Raw genomic sequence first — 22,994 nt, 5'->3', positions numbered from 1 at the left:
AATTATTTTGACGCAAATCTATCTCTGTATGAAAAGCTTAGAGTTATCTAAAAGTGTTTTTTGAATTAGAAAAACTTTATGATAATGTAAACAAGTGAATTAATGGTTAATAATAAGAATCACTATAAATAAGGAGGTTTCTTTAGCTCAATTTAAGTTGAGTGATAAGATTTTAAAATAATTTCTAAATGCTGTGTCAAATGACTCTATCTTTGTGCCATCTAAAATTTATAAGTTGAAACTATCAAAATATACTTCAGAATTTAAAAAGAACATGCAATTGGCATATCCTGTAATGCTTGGTCAATTAGGACATGTGCTTGTTGGGTTTGCAGATAGTATTATGGTAGGAGAATTAGGACCTGCTCCTTTGGCAGCAGTGTCATTGGCAAATAGTTTGGCTTTTATAGCTTTTAGTATTGGTATCGGATTTACGTTTGCCATCACTCCTCTTATTGCTGAGGCGCATACCTCAAATAATGTTCAAAGAGGGAAAAGTTATTTTCAACACGGAATTTTAATGTCATTTATATTGTCCATTGTTTTATGTGTTGTTTTGTTTTTGATGAAGCCATTGATGTACAAAATGGATCAACCTATTGAAGTTGTTGAGTATGCATCTCCTTATTTTGATATTATCATCTATTCTATGATTCCAATGCTTCTTTTTCAGGCATATAAACAGTTTTCAGATGGAATGTCTCAAACAAAGTACCCAATGAGAGCCGCTATTTTAGCAAATATTATCAATGTATTATTGAATTATTTGTTGATTTATGGAAAATTTGGATTTCCAAGAATGGAGTTGATAGGGGCAGGTTTAGGTACCTTGTTTTCAAGAATATTGATGTTGGCCTTCATCATGTACATTGTACACACCAAAGATGTTTTTGCTGTTTTTGTGGAGAGAATTAAAATTTCAAATTTTAAAAAGAGGTTTGTAGCAAAAGTATTTAACGTTGGGTATCCAAGTGCCTTACAAATGTTTTTTGAAGTAGGTATGTTTGCAGGTGGTATCTTGTTGACAGGAATGATCGGAACTAAAGCACAAGCCGCAAATCAAATTAGTTTAAACCTGGCAACTATGACCTACATGGTTGCGGTTGGTCTAAGTGTTACAGCTACAATACGTGTTGGAAATCAAAAAGGATTAAAAGATTTTGTGTCTTTAAAAAGAATTGCCATGTCCGTTTTATTTTTAATGCTCATAATAGATTTGTTTTTAGCGGCTGGTTTTATTCTTTTAAAGGACCTATTGCCTTTATTGTATATAGATGATACGGAGGTGGTAATTCTTGCGGCACAATTATTAATTGTGGCAGGGCTTTTTCAAATTTCGGATGGAATACAAGTGGTTTTTTTAGGAGCGTTAAGAGGGTTGCAAGATGTGAAATACCCAATGATAGTAACTTTTGTCGCTTTTTGGATTATCGGATTGCCAGTGAGTTACTATTTGGGTTTAAAAACAAATTTAGAAGCTTTGGGAGTTTGGATTGGGATGCTTGTTTCCTTAACTATATCCGCAATTATGTTGTATCTTCGCTTTCACAAATTGACAAATAAAATGATCAATGAACAGAAAGCTTTATAGGCTTTTTGATAGATTGAATTAAATTATAATAATTATACAATACTATGGAGTTACCAAAGTTTTTATTAGGTGATAATACGAAGGCAAATGAAGATGATATTTTTGTAATTCATACTGAATTTCCACGATTTATAATCAATTTAAAAGATGATGAAATTGAACTGATGGATGATCTCATAGGAAGTGATGAAGAAGAACTTTCGATTCAGGTTGCGGGATTTATTGAGGAAGCATCTGAGTTTTATGATGATGAGATGAAGGCGTACGAAGAGGAAGCCTAGAGAAGCTAAAAAATATAGTATGGAATTTAGAGATTTAAAATTAAACAAGCCGCTTGTTAAAACTCTTATAAATAAAGGGTACGAGCAACCAACATTGGTGCAAGAACAGGTTATTCCGTTGGTTTTACAAGGGAAAGATGTAATCGCATCAGCTCAAACAGGTACCGGTAAGACAGCTGCTTTTGCCTTACCAATTCTTCAGAATTTATACGATAGGCAAGATCCTTCTAAAAGAGGAAGAAAGATAAGAGTTTTGGTGGTAAGTCCTACCAGAGAGCTAGCGATTCAAATTGAAGAAAATTTTAAATCTTATGCGGAGAGTACTGTCTTAAGAACAGCTGTTGTTTTTGGTGGTGCTTCCATTGAGCCTCAGAAAAAGTTGTTGGATGCAGGAGTAGATATTTTAATAGCCACACCTGGAAGGTTGTTAGATTTGCATAAGCAAGATTTGGTGAATCTAAGTTTTATTGAAACGTTGGTTTTGGATGAAGCAGATTTGATGCTGGATATGGGGTTTATTGATGATGTTAAAAAAATTGAAAGACTCTGTCCAGTAGAAAAACAAATTTTATTGTTTTCGGCAACGATGCCACACAAAGTAGTACAATTAGCAGAGACTATTTTAAAAAATCCAGAGAAAGTAGAGGTTGCTCCAACTTCATCCGTTGTAAAAACAGTGAGCCAGGTTTTGTACTATACATCTAAACCTCAAAAAATTGAACTTTGTCTTTATTTGTTGAGAAACACAATAAAAGGAAATATTATTATTTTTAGAAGAACCAAATATGGTGTAGATAAACTTGAAAAAAGTTTGTTGAAAAATGGCTATCAAGTAGATAGTATTCATGGTGATAAACCTCAGTCTGAAAGACAAGATGCGATGAACAGGTTCAAACGAGGGGAAGTGAATATATTAATAGCTACTGATGTAGCTGCGAGAGGACTTGACATAAAAGAGTTGGATGCAGTAGTGAATTTTGATTTGCCGAATGTACCAGAAACCTATGTGCATAGAATAGGAAGAACTGGTAGGGCAGGTGAAATCGGAACTTCGTATTCAATTTGTTCTGCTGATGAAAAGCCATATTTAGCAAGTATTCAAAAGTTAATAAATACGCATATTTCTGTAGAAACAGAACATCCCTATCCATTAGATCCGAAAGCGAAACCTGAAGTTCATAAGAAAAAGGGGAGTAAGCACAGACCAGGAAGGAAGTCAGAGGCTTCTAAGAAAAAGAAAAAACGTTGGTATTGATTTACAAATTATAATCCGGTGTAACAATTGAGTTACATCGGATTTTTTTTGCAAATTATTTTGTTCCAATTGAATTCTTGAGAAAATGATTCGTAATCTTTGGACGGAAACAAGTAGTTAAGTAACAGTTGGGTTTTAGGGATATATTATAGAGATTGATGAGGATATTCTGTTAGTTATCAAAGTTTAGTAAGAGGCTTTTTATAAAACATATTATTTTTTTTACATAACAGTTCAGAACAGGACTTCTGATAAAAGTAAATAATTTTGAGTGTAACTTGCATAAAAATTGATATGAAAAAAAGAAATATAAGATGGGGCATCATAGGTTGTGGAGATGTTGCAGAAGTAAAAAGTGGTCCTGCATTTCAGAAGTGTAAAGATTCAGAGTTGATAGCAGTTATGAGACGAGATGCTTCCTTGGCGGAAGATTTCGCGAAAAGACATAATGTTCCTTTTTGGTTTGATAATGTGGGATCTATCTTGGCTAATAGAACCATCAATGCTATTTATATCGCTACGCCTCCCTCTAGTCATTATGCTCTTGTTGTGAAGGCCTTAAAAGCCGGTAAAGACGTTTATGTTGAAAAACCGATGGTACTTACCAAGGAAGAAGCTGCTTCATTGTCTAAAATTGTTCAAGAAAGTTCTCAAAAAGTGGTAGTAGCTCATTATAGAAGGTATTTGCCTATGTATATTAAAGTGAAGCAACTTTTAGATGAAAACTATATAGGGGAAATACATCATGTAGATATTCGATTTCTTCAGCCTTTTGATTTTAACCCTAAAACTACTTGGCGTTTAGATAAAAGAGTCTCAGGAGGTGGATACTTTCACGATTTAGCACCACATCAGTTAGATTTGATGTATTATTTTTTTGGTGATTATGTGAGTGCTTTTGGTATAGCATCAAATCAAGCATCAAAATATGAGGTCGATGATTCAGTGAATGGAATAATAAATTTCCAAAATAAAGTTCAATTTATAGGGTTATGGTCCTTTGTAGCTCCAGAATATTTAAAAACTGATATGTGTTCTATATACGGATCACATGGCAGCTTGCAGTTTTCTTTTTATGAGGACAAGTTAACGGTACATTCAAAAGGAAGTTATGAAGAATTAGAGTTTAAAAATCCGATCAATATTCAGCAACCGATGATTCAGGAAACCGTTGATTATTTTCTTGGTAATAGAGATAATCCGTGTTCTGTTGAAGAAGGAGAGCTTATAATGTCCTTGATGTTTGATTTGACTCATAAGGTGTAAATAATTAAGATTACTAGGGATTTTATAATTTGTGCTTTTGAGATTGAATGTGAATCAGTTGTTTTGAAAAAGTTAGTTTTCAAGATGTTGTTTATGAGTGTGATATAGTTTTGTTAGAGAGTGGTTCACTACACATCAGTACAGCTATTCAAATCAATAAAAGTAATTTAGAACATTGTTGTGTTTTTTAGGTTATGTTTTGATCTGATGAAAACAACAAGGTTTAAGAATTTACATTTAATTTTATTCATATGCACAATCATAGATTTTTGTTGCTTGCGTTTATAGTGTTCGCCGGCGTAGGGAAAATAAAAGCACAACAAAATAATACCACAAATAAAAAACCTAACATTATTTTTATCTTAACAGATGATCAAAGGTATGACGCAATAGGTTATTATGGGAATAAATATGTTGAGACACCAGAGATGGATGATTTGGCAAAATCTGGAACCTATTTTAAGAAAGCGATTGTAACAACGCCTATTTGTGCTGCTAGTAGAACAAGTATTCTTACAGGTTTACATGAAAGATCTCATAACTATACCTTTCAAACAGGAAATGTACGTGATGAGTATATGGATAATTCATATCCTAGATTGCTAAAAGATAATGGATATTATACAGGTTTTTTTGGGAAGTACGGTACACGTTATGATGGATTAGATAAACAATTTGACGAGTACGATTCGTACGATAGAAATCATAGATACAAAGATAGAAGAGGATATTACTACAAAACCATCGGTAAAGATACTGTTCACTTAACAAGGTATACCGGACAACAAGCATTAGATTTTATTGAAAAGAATGGCGCTAATGAAGAGCCGTTTTGTTTGTCTTTAAGCTTTAGCGCACCTCATGCTCATGACAGTGCGGTAGATCAATACTTTTGGCAAGAGACTACTAATGAAATGTTGAAAGATACTAAAATACCTGGCCCGGTGTTGGCAAGCGATAAGTATTTCAAAGCACAGCCAAAAGCAGTAAGAGAAGGTTTCAATAGGTTACGTTGGACTTGGAGATATGATACACCAGAAAAATACCAGCACAGTTTAAAAGGGTACTATAGAATGATTTCTGGGGTTGATTTAGAAATCAAAAAAATAAGAGAAAAGTTAAAAGCAAAAGGAGTAGAAAATAATACCGTTATTATTGTCATGGGTGATAACGGCTACTTCTTGGGAGAAAGACAAATGGCAGGAAAATGGTTGATGTACGATAACTCAATTCGTGTTCCATTGATTGTCTATGATCCACGCGTAAAAAAGCATCAAGATGTAGATGATATGGCTTTGAATATTGATGTTACTGCCACTATTGCGGATTTGGCGGGAGTTGAAGCTCCGAAGTCTTGGCAAGGAAAAAGCTTGATGCCAATTGTAACTCAAGAAAAAAGTTCGATGGAACGGGATACAATTTTGATTGAGCATATCTGGAATTTCAGCGAGATCCCTCCGAGTGAAGGAGTTAGAACCAATGAATGGAAATATTTTAGATATGTAAATGACAAACGAGTTGAAGAGTTATACAATCTTAAAAAAGATCCTTTAGAAACAAAGAATTTAATTAACAAAAGAAAGTATAGAAAAATTGCTGCAGCACTTAGAGCAAAGTGTGATGAATTAATTAAAAAGAATAGTAATGAATTCAGAGCTGCGCCTAGAGATTTAACAGTAGAATTGATTAGAGAACCAAAGACGGAGGTAAAGGTTTTTGATTTAAAACCTGAATTTGGATGGTCAGTTCCTTTAGGGGCTAAATATCAAGGTGCATATCAAATTTTGGTAGCTTCTTCAAAATCGAATATTGATGTAAATAATGGTGATGTTTGGGATAGTAGAAGAGTGGCTTCATCAAAATCTACAGATGTAGAATATAATGGGAAAGATTTAGAAATAGGTAAAACTTATTTTTGGAAAGTTCGTATTTGGGATGAAGCAAATAGGTTAGTTGACTATTCAGAAGCACAACAATTTACTACAGGAAAAAGCGATAATTATATCATTTCTACAGAAAATAAATTTGAAACTACACAAGTAAAGCCTAGTAAGTTTGAAAAAAGAGGTGATTTCTACTTTATGGATTTTGATAAAGCAGCTTTCGCAACTATGAAGTTTACATACAACGCAAAAAAGGCTCACACGATAACAGTGAGAGTTGGTGAAATGTTGGATGATAATGGAAATGTGAATAGAGTTGTACCAAAGAAAAGTAATATTCGTTACCAAGAGATAAAAGTTGATGTATTACCTGGTAAAAAAGAATATCAAATTCAAGTTCAGACAGATGAAAGAAATACTAGACCGAACAAAGCGGTGCCTTTGCCAAACGGTTTTCCTCCATTAGTTCCTTTTAGATATGCTGAAATAGAAGGATTTGAAGGTGAGTTAAAAGCAGAAGATTTTACGCAGCTAGCTTTCCATACCTATTGGGATGAAGAAGCGAGTAGTTTTATAAGTGACAACAAGGTCTTAAATCAAGTTTGGGATTTATCTAAATACTCTATCAAAGCAACAACATTTAATGGTTTGTACGTAGATGGAGATAGAGAACGTATTCCATACGAAGCAGATGCTTACTTGAATCAGTTAAGTCATTACACAACAGATAGAGAATATGCAATGGCAAGAAGAACCATTGAATATTTTATGAAAAACCCAACATGGCCAACAGAATGGCAACAACATGTGCCTTTATTGATTTATGCAGACTACATGTATACTGGAAATATTGAGTTGATAGAGCGTTATTATGAACCATTAAAGCATAAGTCCCTATTCGAATTGTCTAATGAAGATGGATTGATTACTTCAACAAAAGTTGACGCAGAATTCATGAAAAAATTAGGTTTTCCTGATGGGTATAAAAAACCATTAACAGATATCGTTGACTGGCCATCTAAAAACTTCTACGGAAGTAAAACAAAAGGAGAGCGTGATGGTTTTGTTTTTAAACCCTATAGTACTGTAATCAATTCTTTCTTTTATGAAAACATGAAAATCATGGCTGAGTTTGCTAAGTTATTAGGAAAAACGCAAGAAGCTTTAGATTTTGAATACAGAGCAATAAAAGCTAAAAAAGCAGTGAATGAACAAATGTTTGATCAAGAAAAAGGAATCTACGTGGATGGTATCGGTACAGATCATTCGTCATTACACGCAAACATGATGCCTTTGGCGTTTGGAATTGTACCTGAAGAGCATTTTCAATCAGTCGTGGATTTTGTGAAATCTAGAGGTATGGCATGTAGTGTGTATGGAGCACAATTTTTACTGGATGGTTTATATAATGCAGGTGAAGAAGATTATGCTTTAGAATTGCTTGCAAGCAAAGCAAAAAGAAGTTGGTATAATATGATTAGGGTTGGTTCTACCATCACCTTAGAAGCATGGGATTATGAATACAAAATAAACTTAGATTGGAATCATGCTTGGGGTGCTGCTCCGGCAAATGTAATTCCAAGAGGCTTATGGGGAATCAAACCAAAAACACCAGGTTTTGGAATTGCAAGTATCAAACCTCAAATGTCTAATTTAAGAAAAAGCGAAATAGAAGTTCCTACAGTTAGAGGAACGATTAAAGCAAAATATAGCTATAAAGGGAAAAGGCTACAAGAGTACGTTATTGAAATTCCTGGAAACATGGTAGCTGAGTTTTCATTAAATAATTTAGAAGGGAAAGATTTGTTGCATAATGGAGAAAAAGTTCCAGCTGCATTTGATTCGGTACGTTTAGATCCTGGTAAACATGTCATAGAATTAAAGATAAACTCATTTTAAGAAAAAAGCCAATATGAGAGTATTGGCTTTTTGCATTTAGAGAGTTGATGTGAAAAATCACTTGGAGTGGTTGCCAATGAAAATTGAACAGTCTATACAGTTCAGAACAGGTATATTGTAAAAGGCTTTTAAATTTAAAGAGAATTTTTTGAGGGTTTTAATTGAAATAGTGTTAGCGTATCATGTTTATTTGGTGTCTAGCATTCGGTTTACGGCTATCTAATTCACTTAGAATATAGAAGAAGGTTCTCAAAAGAAAGCTGTGTAAGTCTATGTCGCATTCAAAAACCATAGAAACAGAGTGGTAAGTGTACGAAAGTGGTTATCTATTTAGAAAAAGAGGGGGTAATTCGTATGAAAATTGAAAATTTTGTAACATATCAATTTGTGATTTTTAATAAAAAAGTTTGTCAAGATATTGAAGTTATTTCTGAGGTTAGGATGAAGTATTGTCCATAAATAAAGAAAGGTATTTTGAGAAAAAATTATGCAAATTATATTCGCTTACTGGAAAATGTAAGCTTTTGATTTTAAAATAAAATAAATATAAAAATGAAGAAAATAGTTTTATCATTAGCTGTAGTAGCGATGTTTTATTCATGTGGCAGTAAAGATGCTGTTTCAAAAGATTACAAAGACGAATCATTATCAATCGAAGAGCGTATTGAAGCGTTGATGTCGAAATTATCTTTAGAAGAGAAAGTTGCTCAAATGAGAATCTTTCATGCTAATATTGGTGTCAAACATGATGAGCAGGGAAACTTGAAACTATCAAAACGTGTTAAAGATAAACTTGAATTAGGAATTGCGGGTATCAAAAATCCGGGAGAGCATATAAGTGCTGTTGAAGCCGCAAAATTAAACAACGAACTTCAAAAATATATTATTGAACACAATAGATGGGGAATTCCTGCATTGTTTGTAACAGAATCTTACAATGGTGTTGATGCAGAAGGATGTACTAAGTTCGGTAGACCTATGACATCTGCAGCTTCTTTCAATCCAGAATTGGTACAAAGACAATGGGATATTGTAGGTAGAGAGGCTAGATTGAGAGGGATGCATATGTGTCATTCTCCAGAAGCTGATTTGGTTCGTGATCCGAGGTTTGGTAGAATGAGTGAAGCTTTCGGGGAAGATACTTATTTAACAACACAAATGGTAAAGAATGCCATTATTGGTGTACAAGGAAATTATGAAGGACTTGGAAATGGTACACATATTGGTGCGGTTGCAAAGCATTTTGCAGGATACGGACAAGTATTGGGAGGTTCAAATTTTGCAGCTATAGAAATTTCACCAAGGACTTTGATAGATGAAATATATCCACCTTTTGAAGCAGCTGTGAAAGAAGCAAAAACTTTGGGTATTATGGCTTCTCATGGAGATTTAAATGGAGTTGCGAGTCATGGAAATCAAGCTTTGCTTACAGGAGTATTGCGCGACCAATGGGGGTTTGAAGGTTATGTAGTTTCTGATTCGAATGATATTGCACGTTTGTTCTATTTTATGAATGTTGCTGAGTCTCCGGAAGCGGCAGCTCAAATGGGATTAGAGGCAGGAATAGATATTGATTTATATGCAGAAGATTCTTATGCTTACTTACCAGAAATGGTAAAAAAGAATCCAGAACTTGAAAAACTAATTGACAGATCTGTGAGACGTGTGTTACGAACAAAATTTATCTTAGGATTGTTCGATAATCCGTATATCGATATCGAAGAGGTTAAAAAAGGAGTGAGAGCAGAGTCTTCTTTTGAATTAGCGAAAGAATCTGATTTAGAATCGATCATTTTGTTAAAGAATGAAAATGGAACATTGCCTTTGTGGAAAGAGAAAAAGACAAAAGTTGCTCTTTTAGGTCCTTTGTTGAAAGAAAACACAAAAGAAATGTTTGAGTCTGTTGCAGGAAGTAAAATTAAGTTTATTGCTGAAAAAGGATTCAATCTTACAAACGAAAGAGGCGGTGCTCCTAAATTATTAGAGAGAAACCCTGCCGCGATTAGCAAATTAGTGAACACAGCGAAAAATGCAGATGTAGTGGTGTTGTTTTTAGGAGGTGATAAATTTACAGCTAAAGAAGCTTATTTTAGTAATAGTACACTAGGGGATAGAGCTACAATTGATCCAGTGGGACCTCAAGACGAATTGTTAGAAAAAATTAAAGCACTTGGAAAACCAGTGGTAGTTGTTTTAAAACACAGAAGAACCTTGTCTATCAATACGATTGCAGAAAAAGCAGATGCAATTTTAGATACTTGGGATTTAAGTGAATTTGGAGATGAGTCTGTTGCAAGAATTGTATTCGGTGAAGTTTCGCCATCTGGTAAATCACCAGTAACTATTCCTCGTTCAATAGGTCAGTTGCCATTCCATTATAGTATGAAAGAAATCAACTATAAAAAGGAATACCTGTTTTTAGGGCAAGGTCCTCTTTATCCATTTGGATTCGGTTTGAGTTATGTAGATTTTGAATATTCGAATATTAAAATATCGAATACTGAAATTACTCCATCTAGAGAGTTGATTGTTAGTGTTGATGTGAAAAACAACGGAGATATGAAAGCGAAGGAAGTTGTTCAGATGTATATCAAAGACGAAATAGGATCGGTTACAAGACCAGACAAAGAACTGAAAGCGTTTGAAAAGGTTGAATTAAATCCAGGAGAGCGTAAAACAATTTCATTTAAGATTAACCCAAAAATGTTAGAATTTACAGGGGCTAATATGCAAAAAGTTTTAGAGAGTGGAGACTATACTGTAATGGTTGGAACTTCATCTAAAGAATATTTAGAAACTACATTCAAACTCAACAAATAAAAAATGAAAAAGTTAATTTTAAGTATACTAGCTGTAATAGGTGTATCAAGCTGTAAAGTATCAGAAACAGCAGTAGCTCAAGATTCGTTAAATAATGTCGAAATTGAGGCGTCAATGATCAAAGCTTTGGAGTGGCAAGAAGCACATCCTATTTTTGCGATTCATCCAACAGATTGGACTGAAGGAGCTTACTATACAGGGGTTGCAAGAGCGCATAAAACGACAAAGGATATGATGTATATGGCTGCTTTAAAAAACCAAGCAGTTAATAATAACTGGCAAACTTATAAGAGATTACATCATGCAGATGATGTAGCTATTTCTTATAGTTACTTATATATTTCAAAGGCAGAAAAGAGAAGGAATTTTGTGGATTTAGAACCTACAACGAAATTCTTAGATGCACATTTATTTGAAGATGATAACTGGAAATCAGGTAAGAATCCAGGAATCGATGGAAAGAATATTTTATGGTGGTGGTGTGATGCTTTGTTTATGGCACCTCCAGTATTGAATCTTTATGCCAAATACACAGAACAACCTAAGTATTTGGATGAGATGCACAAATTTTACACGCAAACTTATAACCAATTGTACGACAAAGAAGAGCGTTTGTTTGCAAGAGATATGCGTTTTGTTTGGAAAGGAAATTCGAAAGATAGAAAAGAAGAAAACGGAAATAAAATATTCTGGTCTAGAGGAAATGGATGGGTTCTTGGTGGACTAGCATTGATTTTAGATGATATGCCAGAAGATTATGAACATAGAGATTTCTATTTGAATCTATATAAAGAAATGTCCGCTAGGATTCTTGAAATTCAACCAGAAGATGGTTTATGGAGAACGAGTTTGTTGTGTCCAGAATCTTACGATCATGGTGAGGTTAGTGGAAGTGGTTTTTATACATTCGCTTTGGCTTGGGGTGTGAATAATGGATTATTAGATAAAGCTACATATACTCCAGCAATAAAAAAAGCATGGAATGCTCTTGCAGCATGCCAACATCCTGACGGAAGAGTAGGATGGGTACAAAATATTGGTGCATCTCCAGAGCCAGCATCTGCAAACAGCTGGCAAAATTTTGGTACTGGTGCTTTTTTAATGGCCGGTAGTGAGGTGTTAAAGTTAAAATAATAGCATACTCATAATTTGATAAAAAGTAAAAAAATAATGAGATTTTTAGGTAAGCTATCAGTTTAACAACAAGGCATCTTTCAAATGGAAGATGCCTTGTTGTATTAAAATGAACTACTAAAAAGATAAATCATATAGTATGAAAACGTATTACCTTGTAATTTTTGTCTTGTTATATTGTTCTTTAGTAGAATCACAAGAAAAACAGTTTGTAGTAAATTTAAATGCTTCAACGAAAGTTGCAGACGATGGTTTGTATTTTGCCGGAACTAAAGATGTGAATTATAGATTTGGACCGAGAATTACACCCCATGGCGATTGTGTTGATGTTGTCAATGGTTATGCGTTTGTAACTTGGTATAAAGGAGGCATGGATAAACGTAATTTAATGCTTTCCAGAAAGAACCTAAATATAGAAAATTCTCCTTGGGTAAGTATTGAATTTCCACATCAACATGTCGGGCAAAATGGAGAGCTTTTAAATGGAACGGGTATTCGTGGAGATTCTCACAATACAGCAGCAATTGGAGTTAGCACCATAGACAATACGATTCATATAATTTATGATATGCATGCATATCGATCTTCTTCGTTACCCAATCATTTTTTCAATTATTCGGTTTCATTAGCAAACAAAGCATTTGTGCCAGATAATGAGTTTACTATTGATATTTTTAATGCGAAACGAAATTATTTAAAATCAGGAGGTGATTATGAACGAATGACATATCCTATGATTCATAGAGCAGATAACGGTAGTCTAATTGCTAGATTTAGACAAGGGGGCTCAGGTAATGGTGATATTCTTTTAGCGCATTATAACGGTGCATCATGGAGTAACAATTGGTTGTTTCATGAAGGAACATTAGCAGCGCCAAATACAAACAATATGTATGGGGGTGAACGCTTTTTACACGGTAAGTTTTATAGTGGATTTTCAATAAGATATGCTACCAATAACAGTAGTAGTACAAGCAACGGTTATATGATAAATAGTGGTTTGTATTATGCGTATACAAATGGTATTCCTAAGAATTCAACAGTGCCATGGTATGATGTGAATGATGTTGCTATTTCGCTACCAATAAAAAACAATATCAACCCAAATTTAGATCCAGTTCAATTTGCGCAACCAGGTGATGATTATGGAACAGCTTCAATGCCGAGATCATCTTCTGATCCGGCATGGACAGTTACAGAAAATGGAGATATTCATTTTGTGCAAAGGGTTGATAATAGAAATGTTCATTATTATAAGTTGGCTGCAGATTCCAATTTTTCTAGCAATGCAGATGGACTTATTCCAAATCCACAAACACGTGGAGAAGTTTACAGTTACAAAAAACATGTGTTTATGGTAGAACTTCTCGGAGGAAAAGTCAATGTAAAAAGTACTCCAGAGGGGAAAAATGATTGGAAAATAGTTTATGCAAGCACAGAAACTATAAATTTTGCGCATTTTGATGCTTTTGTTGAGGGTAATAAACTCTATGTATATTTAATGGAAAATACTGGGAATAATACACCAGGTGTTGGAGATAAACGTCCTCTGTATTTTAAAGAATTTACCTTGTCAGAGGTTGATATTCCAATGGAAGGAGATAATATATTGTTAGAAGCAGAGGATTACACAACGGCATCTAACGATATTGTGGTGGGATCGAATCCTGACGCTTCTGGGGGTGCGTATATCGACTCTTTTTCCTCAAATCAATTTGTAGAACATAAGTTTCAGGTAGAAAATGCAGGTAAGTATAACTTTAAACTATTTGCCGCAAATAGAAATCGAGATGATTCTGTGATGGATATAGAAATTAATGGAACATTATTCGAGAGTGTTTTAGTTACTAGAACATTTGATTGGAATGTATATTTAGAAACAGTAATCCCAGATATTTCATTAAATCAGGGTGAAAATACCGTTCGATTGACCCAACGAAAATCATTATCAAGTGAGCCTGATAAAATAGAATTTCAACCAACATATGCATTGAGTTCGAAAGATTATTTACAGCATGATACAAGTGTTTACCCGAATCCAAGCACGGGTCTTTTTTATTTAAAAAATTATGGTGATAATTTGGCGTATACATTATATTCTATTCGAGGTGAAGTTTTGAAAAATAGTATTATCGAAAAAAATGAACTTGATTTAGTTGGGTATCCAGAAGGTGTTTATTTCCTCAAGCTAGCTTCCAAGGGAAACACTGAGATAAAGAGATTAATAATTAAAAATTAAATACACTCTTACACGGTAAATTAGGGGTGTAATATTCAGTATTGTACAGAACACTTGGGTCTGTATAGTTTTTTATTTTGGTGGTTGCACTAAATATTCTTAAATCGGGATCATTTGATAATAAGTAGGTTTATAGAGCTGCGATTTTCAATTAGTCAGGAGTGAAATTTTGCATACAAATAATGAATAACAATCAATGGTTGAGAGATATTATTTTTCAATCTTAATTTACGTGTTAAACGGTATTGAACAAAAATATTTCTATGGATAAGTTTATATTGACAGTTGTCACATGTCTGTTTATGGTTGGTTGCCATATAAAAAAGAATCAAAAAGATTCGTCTAATGATTTAAAATTACCAAAGAGACCGAATATTCTTTGGTTGGTAACTGAAGATATGGGAGCTTACATTCCTTCTTTTGGTGATAGTACGATAGTGACACCTCATCTTAGTCGTTTGGCAGCTGAAGGCGTGTGTTATCCAAATTTATATTCTCCATCAGGTGTTTGTGCACCGAGTAGAGCAGCCATCGCTACTGGGATGTACCCTTCAAGTATCGGGGCGAATCATATGCGTGTGAATTCTTATACCAAGGAGAGAGGATTGCCAGCCTATGAAGCCGTGCCACCTGCCGAAGTGAAAATGATAAGTGAGTTATTACGTTCACAAGGTTATTATTGCTCTAATAATTACAAAGAAGATTATCAGTTTAAGGCTCCTGTTACAGCCTGGGACGAGAGCAGTCCATATGCTCATTGGCGAAACAGAAATAATGAGCAACCGTTTTATTCTGTATTTAATTTTACCGTAACACACGAATCAGGTTTGTTCGAACCTTATGGGTTTCGAGAAATAGAAACTAGGTACGATCATTTAGGAGATAGAACGTATCAATGGAAAAATAAAGGATCTTCCCCTGCTAATAACAAATCAAAAGAAGCTGAAACTCCTATACTTGTTTCTAAGGATATGGAATTCAAGATTCCTCCTTATTTACCAAACACACCCGTTGTTCAAAGAGATATGTGGAAGCTTTACAACAATATCGCAGAAATGGACCGCCAAGTAGGAATGGTTTTAAAACAATTAGAAGAAGATGGATTGTTAGAAAACACATTGATATTTTTCTATGGAGACCACGGTGGACCTTTACCTAGAGAAAAACGTTTGATTTATGATTCGGGATTAAAAACACCTTTGATTATTAGGTTTCCTAATAAATTAAAGGCCGGAACTGTAGATAAGCAATTGCTAAGTTTTGTTGATTTTGCTCCAACAATGTTATCTGTGATTGGGCAACACCCGAAAAATTATATGCAAGGAAAAGCTTTTTTAGGGGAAAATAAAGCTGAAGTTGAACGAACATATATTCATGGAGCAGCAGATCGTTTTGATGCAGAAACCGACATCATTAGAGCGGTGAAAGATGGTCAATTCAAATACATCAGAAATTACCTGCCAGAAATACCATATTATTTACCAATTACCTACAGAGAAAGAATTCCTAGCATGCAAGAATTATTAAAATTACGAGAAGCTGGGAATCTAAATGACATTCAAAAACAATGGTTTCGTGCATCAAAACCACAAGAAGAATTATTTGATTGTATAGCAGATCCTAATGAATTGGTCAATCTAGCGGGAAAAGCAGCGTATTCAGAAAAGTTACATGAGCTTCGGACAGAAATGGATAGGTGGCTATCTGAAATTAATGACAACCCATCAAGAAAAGAGAAAGATCTAATCAGCTTTTTGTGGAATGGAAGTTCAAAAAAGCCAATTACTGCATCCCCAAAAGTATCAAATGAAAATGGAGTGATTTCGATTGCTTGTAAGACAGAAGGGGCTTCCATAGGATATCAAATTGAACAACCGGGTACAGCACCTCAGAAAAGTTGGCAGGTCTATACAAAACCATTCTCCATTGCCGATGGATCAAAATTAGTAGTAAAAGCGCATCGAATAGGGTATGTTTCTAGCAAAACATTAGAACTAGTATTTGAGAAAAAATAGCTTTAATATTTCAACTATCATCCAATAACAATGAAAATAACAAATTTATTAGTAATATTTTTAAGTTTCGCTAACTTCTTAAGCGCGCAACAAGTTAGACATATTGAAACAATCAATGAATCATGGAGCTTTTATAAAGGAACAATTGAAGCACCTTTTTCTGATAATAATACAACAGTTTTGGAAAAGGTTACTATACCTCATTCATGGAATACTGAGGATATTCTAGATGATGAAGATGGATACTATAGAGGAGATGGATGGTATAAAAAATCTATAAACGTTCCCGAGGTCTATGAAAACCAACAAGTATTTTTGCTTTTTGAAGGGGCCAATCAAGTCACTTCTCTATATGTAAATGGGCAAGCAGTAGGTGAAGATCATATTGGTGGGTATACTACTTTTACCAGAGATATAACCTCTGCCTTAAAAGTTGGGGCAAACGAAATTGCAATCAAATTAAACAATGCTCATAATGATGAAATTGTACCACAAGCGGCAGATTTTTCTTTTTATGGAGGTATTTATAGAGACATACAATTAATCATTACCAAACCTGTTCATTTTGAAGTAGCAAATTTGGGTGCGAATGCAGTTTTTATTTCTACACCCAAAGTGTCTGAATCCTCTGTTACAGTTTCTGTGAAAGCGAAATTAAAGAGACCAAAAAATGGACGGTATTCAGTGAGAAACACTTTATATGACGCTGATAATAATGTTGTAAAACAATCTTATAGAAAATCTTCATTCGGTAAAGATGTTATAAATGAATTCACTTTTGAGAATCCAAAGTTATGGTCACCAGAAGATCCGTATTTGTACAAATTAGTTTCGGAAATAGTCGATAAGAAAAAAAATGTTTTTGATAGGGTAGAAAATCCTGTAGGTTTTAGATGGTTTCGTTTTGATCCGAAAGAAGGTTTTTTTATCAATGGCAAGCAAACCAAATTGATTGGTACATGTAGACACCAAGATTTTTACGGAAAAGCTAATGCAGTGAGTGATGAGGTACATAGAAATGATATGAAATTGTTAAAAGAAATGGGTTCTAACTTTCTCCGTATAGCCCATTATCCGCAAGATCCGGCAATATTAGAAATGTGTAATAAAATGGGGTTTGTGGCTACTTTAGAAATTCCTTTTGTAGACAAAGCAGCTGCGAATGAAGCAGGGAAGCAAAACACGATTAATATGCTGAAAGAAGCCATTCGTTTTAATTATAATAACCCTTCTATTGTAGCTTGGAATTTAGGAAATGAAACGACTATGAAAGCTCCTAGTAAGTTAGGAGAAGCGTATACAAAACATTTTGTAAGTACGCACGAGGCTTTAGCAAAAACAATTAAAGAAGAAGATGAAACAAGATATTCTTATACAGTTTTTTTTAGAGAGCCAGCGTATCAAGATAAATTAGGAATTCGATTTACAGAAATTGTAGGGTACAATAAATACTATGGTTGGTATATTGAAGAGTTAGAAGATATTGATAAGAATTTAAGAAGTTTGGTTGAACGTAGCTTAGCAATTGACCCTGACAAACCATTCATCCTAAGTGAATATGGAGGAGGTGCAGATCCGAGATTAAGAACCTACAAACCAACTCGATTTGATTTTAGCGTAGATTACCAATTTTTATTGCATAAAGCTTATATGAAAGCGATTTTGGATATTCCTGAGATTGTTGGAGCAAACGTTTGGAACTATGCTGATTTTCAGGTAGAACATCGTAAAGATGCCGTGCCACATATAAATAACAAAGGTTTGGTTACTTCAGATAGAAAAAAGAAAGATGCTTATTATTTATACCAAGCTTTATTAAACGATACACCTTTGATAGCGATAGCTTCTAAAGGTTGGAAAAAAAGAGCTGGTATTGCAGATGTTGAAGGCGGAAATTTTGCAACACAACCAATTACTGTTGTAGGTAATGGAAGTGAAGTGGAATTATTGGTAAATGGTAATTCTGTTGGAAAACAAAAATTTGATTTTTCAACTGCAACATTCAATGTACCGTTTGAACAAGGGCAAAACTTAATTGAAGTGATTTCTGAAAAAGATGGTAAAATAAGTAAAGATTTTGCAAACATCGAATTTACACTTCAGCCTAAAAACTTAAAAAGTGAAACCAATCCTTTTAAAGAGATTGCTATTAACGTGGGATCATTCTGTTATTTTATTGAAACGGATAACGTAGACTACTTATGGATGCCTGACGAAGAGTATGAAAAAGGTGGTTTTGGTTATGTTGGTGGAGATTTATTAAGATTTAAAAGCAAACGTAGAAACAATATTGGAGTAGACGTTAGTGTAAAAGGCACTGAAAATGATCCTATTTATCAAACTCAAATGATAGGATTAGAGGCATATAAATTAGATGTTCCAAAGGGTACTTATGAGTTGACTTTATTGTTGGCAGAATTAAAAACCAAAGGTGAGAATAGCATGGATATTTTTGTGAATTCTAAAAAGATTTGGTCGAATCTAAATATTAAAAAGGAATATGGAAAAGACAGGGGAGTATCCAAAAGATTTTTAATTTCTGTTGACGATGACAATGGAATCACAATCGATTTTAAGGCTATAAAAGGAAAAACACGATTGAGTGGTCTTAAGCTTAGAAAAGTGAATTGAGATTTTCAAATAAAACAAGAATACGCGGATGCGATTTTTATTAGAGATCATTGTATGTCTCTTGAATTATATTTAGTGATAAGAAATTTTGAATAAGAAAAATATCTTTTTTAGAAGTCGATTTATTATAAAATCTTTAAAAATGATAAAAAAAGTACTCGTTGTTTTATTTTTTTGTGTTGTTTCAATTTCGTTGAAAGCTCAAATATTTAGTCAGGATTTTAGTTCTTCTAACTCTGTACCAAATTATATAAGTACGGTACCAAATGATGGAGAGTTTAGTGCGATAAGCAGTGGTTCTCAAGTAGAGTCAAGTATTACAAATGGCGCATTAAGAATGGATAAAAAAGAAGTTGGCTCAGCCTATTTTTACAGAAATTTAAACACTCCTCTTTCATCAGACCCTACTTTTATTCAATTTAAATTTGATTTTGAAGTATCGAAGAATGATCCAAATCATCCAGATGATCGTAGAGAAATACCTTTTTACTTTGGACCTAGTTTTGATAGTAGTGGTACTTCTATTTCTACCGCGTATTGTAGGTTTGGTATAGGAATAAGTGGTACAGATGGTAATTTTTTTTTGAAAGTGTTGGATAATGGAAGTACTCAATCAATAGATTTTTCAGGTAAACAAACGATTACTTTTATCGCGAATAATTCTGGTGACGAACAAACATACTCAGCTCCAGATGGAAATGTTGAATCTGTAGGTAATGATACTTGGGAAATTTGGGTAGGTACGGTTAAAGTTTTTAATGATGTGCCAGTAAAAAATCCAGATTTAGCTTTGGGTGCTTTTAAATTACAAAACAATTCTTTTTTACCAATTGCAACGTTAGATTTTGATAATTTTGAATATAAAGATTTCTTGATTGACTTTACGCCACCTACTCCGACACAATCTTTGGTTCATCCTCATATTTGGGTATCAAATGCTGATAAGCAAGAAATATTAGATAACATAGCGAATTATAGTTGGGCGAATAGCATGTTTACTCAGTTACAAAATAGACAACAGAATCTTAAAGATACGCATGTTAGTAATCCAGAGTCCATACTAAATCAAATACCAGCAATACCTGGAGATAGAACAAATCATAGAGAGCGTCTTAATGCCGCTGCAGAAAGTTCTTTTTTGTATTATTTAACCGGCGACGAGGAATATGCACAAGTCGCATCGGATGTGCTACACCATTATGTAAAATTGATAAGTATTCAAGATCCATTAACCTTTGAGTTTTATGAACCGAATTTTAATCATTTAATTCCACCTAGAGAATTGTTTCCACGTGTTGCCATGATCTATGATTTTGTGCAACCTTTTTTGTCAAAATCAGGTACTACCGTTTATGATTTAGAAAGCACATCAAGAGTGCCTTTTAATTTTGATACCTCACAAAAGACTTTTGAGGTAATGGCAGATAATGTGATAAAGGTTGGAGGGAATAATTCCAATCATCCTGTTTTAGAATTACCAGGTGCACTTTACAGCGTGATGTGTATGGAAGATGATGCCGTTAGAAGTGTTTTCTATAATGAGTTACTCAATGGTCCAGCGAATTCAAAACAACCTGGTGTTAATTGGATGTTAGACAGGTTTAGTGAAGAAGACCGTTTATGGCCAGAATCAGCGGGCTATGCTAAGTTTACGCATGCGCTGTTTATTCAATTAATGAATATTATAGACGTTTACAGTCCAGAATTGACTATAGTTCAAAACAACAAAGACCTCTTAGAAAGTATTTTTATTTACGAGAACTTTTTATATCCGAATGGGGCAACAATGGCTTACGGAGATATAGGAAGAAGTTTTACAGATCATGCACATATATTTAGAGCGGTTTTAAAAATTGCGGAAAGAAAAGGGTATACCGATCTGAAAAATAGAGCCGCCACCACTTTACAAAAAATTTATGATGCGGAAGGAGGATACAACCCTGTTATAGAAACGCAGCGTTTGGAATGGAATAATCCACTACAATTGTTATGGGGTGTTCATATCGACGATTCGGTAAGTAATGCTGGTGAACCTCAATACGAAACCATGAAGGCAAGTCATGCTGGAGTTGTAATGCAACGGAATTATGTAGAAACAAACAATGAAAAATATGGTTTGATGTATTATACCGGTGGAGGTACGTATGTACACGCACATGCAACTGGTTTAGACTTTGAGATTTACGGTGCAGGGTATGTAATAGGTCCTGATTTTGGAGGAGCATCTAGTGGCTATGGAATTCCTCTTCATGAAGAATATGCTGTATCACACGCTGCACACAATACCATTATCGTAAATGGAGAAACCAAACGCGGAATACCTAGCTCTGGAACTTGGGAGAATATTGTAGATCCCATTGTTTTAGAAGCAAGTGAACCAAAGACAAATGCAGATCCTATTGCAGAGAATTTTAGTTTCTCTTCTCAGTTTTTAGATGACAATATTAATAATGTTGATCAATTACGAACGAATAGCATCGTTAGAACAAGTGCAACCACAGGTTATTATGTTGATATATTTAGATCGGTGTCTAATGTCACAAATAATTATCATGATTATTTATTTCATGGACTAGGAGATGAAATGATAATTAGCAAGAATGGAGCACCGTTAGATTTAATAAATACACCAAATCGCTATCAAAACGATATTGGAGATATTCGAAAGCAACCGGGTTGGAGATGGTATACCAATGCCAAAACATCGGAGTTATCAAATGATGCGATATCTGCTAAATTTGAATTGCAAACAACCAATGATTTTTTACATGTTCATGTGCCTGGAGGGGTAGAAAAAGAATACAGCTCTGCATTAGCGCCACCAACTCAAGAAGTTCGCAATGGTTATGACAATAAAGACACACAAATGTTTATTATGCGTAAATATGGTGAAGCCTGGAATGAACCATTCGTAGCGATTTATGAACCATCAGACAAAGCGGAAAGTACTGTTCTGTCTACGAAGCAAATTTATAGTAATACTAGTGTAGTAGGTGTAGAAGTAATTTCTCAAGTTGATGGTCAGGTTATTCGAGATGTTATTTTGACTAATACAGACAATAAAGGTTCACTTTATTTACCAGATTATGAAATAGTGTTTAAGGGGAGATTTGCAATCGTACGAACGGAAATAGTAAATAACAAAACCAATGTTTCTCTTTACCTAGGTGAGGGGCAAGAATTAATTTTTATTGATAAAACTGTAACGGGTGATAATGATGAAAAAGCATATTTAGAATATCAGCTGGATTATGAATACGAAGTTCCGGCAGAGGCAATTACTTTTACTGTAGAGGCAATAGGAGAATCTTGTGTAGATAAGAAAAATGGAAAGATTCATATAAGTTCTAGTGAAAGTAGAAGTTTTACAGCAACTGTTGACGGGAAAGATTATGATTTTACAAATACGACAAGCATAGAAAACTTGGATGTGGGTACTTATTCTTTATGCATTTCTATTGAAGATGACGTTTTTGAACAATGTTATGAAGTTGAAATAGCTGAGGGAATGAGTTTGAGTGGTAAAATTCAAGTAGAAAATAATACGGCGGAAGTTACTATTGAATCTGGTACGGCTCCATTTGTAGTTTTTAAAAATGGAGAGCCCATTATTGAAACATATCAATCTAATTTCTCAGTAGCTGTAAATCATGGTGAAGATATAGAAGTGCAAGGTAAATCAGCTTGTCAAGGGGGATTGGCAAAACATATTAATTTGCTTGAAAATATTAAAGCTTATCCGAATCCATCCAATGGAGTTTTTGAAATATTCATACCTGCAAATATTCTTTCGATACATGTTGAGGTATATAATGTACAATCTCAATTAGTTTCTTCTGAGACATATGACGTTAATACAGGTGTTGTTAACTTAAATATTAATGAAAACCCCAATGGGGTTTACTTTGTAAAAGTGAATACAGAAGAACCAATTTTTCTTAAAGTTATAAAGAACTAATTTTCCATTCTTTCCAAAGAGT

Annotated in this window: 11 protein-coding genes; all 11 read left to right on the top strand. The window is 34.0% G+C overall.

What is annotated here, in order from left to right:
* The first annotated feature begins 235 nt into the window (after positions 1–235).
* Complete coding sequence (locus tag AC2DGP_RS06270) at positions 236–1,591, top strand: MATE family efflux transporter (protein ID WP_484492159.1); 1,356 nt, start codon at positions 236–238, stop codon at positions 1,589–1,591.
* Positions 1,592–1,635: 44 nt separating this feature from the next.
* Positions 1,636–1,872, top strand: coding sequence for a hypothetical protein (locus AC2DGP_RS06265; RefSeq protein WP_484492158.1), 237 nt, complete (start codon positions 1,636–1,638; stop codon positions 1,870–1,872).
* Between the two features lie 19 nt (positions 1,873–1,891).
* Positions 1,892–3,127 carry a DEAD/DEAH box helicase gene (locus AC2DGP_RS06260; protein WP_484492157.1) on the top strand — a complete coding sequence of 412 codons (1,236 nt, stop codon included), beginning with the start codon at positions 1,892–1,894 and terminating at the stop codon, positions 3,125–3,127.
* 294 nt (positions 3,128–3,421) lie between these two features.
* Positions 3,422–4,393, top strand: a complete 972-nt coding sequence (locus AC2DGP_RS06255; protein WP_484492156.1) for a Gfo/Idh/MocA family protein — start codon at positions 3,422–3,424, stop codon at positions 4,391–4,393.
* A 251-nt stretch (positions 4,394–4,644) separates the two neighbouring features.
* The gene (locus AC2DGP_RS06250; RefSeq protein WP_484492155.1) at positions 4,645–8,175 is read left to right on the top strand and encodes a family 78 glycoside hydrolase catalytic domain; all 3,531 of its coding nucleotides are present in this window, start codon (positions 4,645–4,647) and stop codon (positions 8,173–8,175) included.
* Between the two features lie 552 nt (positions 8,176–8,727).
* The gene (locus tag AC2DGP_RS06245; protein WP_484492154.1) at positions 8,728–10,995 is read left to right on the top strand and encodes a glycoside hydrolase family 3 N-terminal domain-containing protein; all 2,268 of its coding nucleotides are present in this window, start codon (positions 8,728–8,730) and stop codon (positions 10,993–10,995) included.
* Between the two features lie 3 nt (positions 10,996–10,998).
* Positions 10,999–12,129, top strand: a complete 1,131-nt coding sequence (locus AC2DGP_RS06240) for a glycoside hydrolase family 88/105 protein (protein WP_484492153.1) — start codon at positions 10,999–11,001, stop codon at positions 12,127–12,129.
* Between the two features lie 139 nt (positions 12,130–12,268).
* On the top strand, positions 12,269–14,368 hold the full coding sequence (locus AC2DGP_RS06235) for a BNR-4 repeat-containing protein (RefSeq protein WP_484492152.1): 2,100 nt from the start codon (positions 12,269–12,271) through the stop codon (positions 14,366–14,368).
* A gap of 263 nt (positions 14,369–14,631) precedes the next feature.
* Positions 14,632–16,383 (top strand): sulfatase family protein, encoded by a 1,752-nt coding sequence (locus AC2DGP_RS06230; RefSeq protein ID WP_484492151.1) that lies wholly within the window; start codon positions 14,632–14,634, stop codon positions 16,381–16,383.
* A gap of 30 nt (positions 16,384–16,413) precedes the next feature.
* On the top strand, positions 16,414–19,014 hold the full coding sequence (locus AC2DGP_RS06225) for a glycoside hydrolase family 2 TIM barrel-domain containing protein (protein ID WP_484492150.1): 2,601 nt from the start codon (positions 16,414–16,416) through the stop codon (positions 19,012–19,014).
* A 142-nt stretch (positions 19,015–19,156) separates the two neighbouring features.
* The gene (locus AC2DGP_RS06220) at positions 19,157–22,972 is read left to right on the top strand and encodes a T9SS type A sorting domain-containing protein (protein WP_484492149.1); all 3,816 of its coding nucleotides are present in this window, start codon (positions 19,157–19,159) and stop codon (positions 22,970–22,972) included.
* Positions 22,973–22,994: the final 22 nt, after the last annotated feature.

The organism is Flavicella sp. IMCC45537, assembly GCF_057197705.1.
Note: the sequence above shows the minus strand (reverse complement) of the source record. Positions and strands in the feature narration are given on the sequence as shown.

Bases quoted from the DNA above. Each gene is read 5' to 3' on its own strand.
- AC2DGP_RS06220 (WP_484492149.1), top strand. From the start codon at position 19,157: ATGATAAAAAAAGTACTCGTTGTTTTATTTTTTTGTGTTGTTTCAATT.
- AC2DGP_RS06255 (WP_484492156.1), top strand. From the start codon at position 3,422: ATGAAAAAAAGAAATATAAGATGGGGCATCATAGGTTGTGGAGATGTT.
- AC2DGP_RS06245 (WP_484492154.1), top strand. From the start codon at position 8,728: ATGAAGAAAATAGTTTTATCATTAGCTGTAGTAGCGATGTTTTATTCA.
- AC2DGP_RS06230 (WP_484492151.1), top strand. From the start codon at position 14,632: ATGGATAAGTTTATATTGACAGTTGTCACATGTCTGTTTATGGTTGGT.
- AC2DGP_RS06235 (WP_484492152.1), top strand. From the start codon at position 12,269: ATGAAAACGTATTACCTTGTAATTTTTGTCTTGTTATATTGTTCTTTA.
- AC2DGP_RS06225 (WP_484492150.1), top strand. From the start codon at position 16,414: ATGAAAATAACAAATTTATTAGTAATATTTTTAAGTTTCGCTAACTTC.
- AC2DGP_RS06260 (WP_484492157.1), top strand. From the start codon at position 1,892: ATGGAATTTAGAGATTTAAAATTAAACAAGCCGCTTGTTAAAACTCTT.
- AC2DGP_RS06240 (WP_484492153.1), top strand. From the start codon at position 10,999: ATGAAAAAGTTAATTTTAAGTATACTAGCTGTAATAGGTGTATCAAGC.
- AC2DGP_RS06250 (WP_484492155.1), top strand. From the start codon at position 4,645: ATGCACAATCATAGATTTTTGTTGCTTGCGTTTATAGTGTTCGCCGGC.
- AC2DGP_RS06265 (WP_484492158.1), top strand. From the start codon at position 1,636: ATGGAGTTACCAAAGTTTTTATTAGGTGATAATACGAAGGCAAATGAA.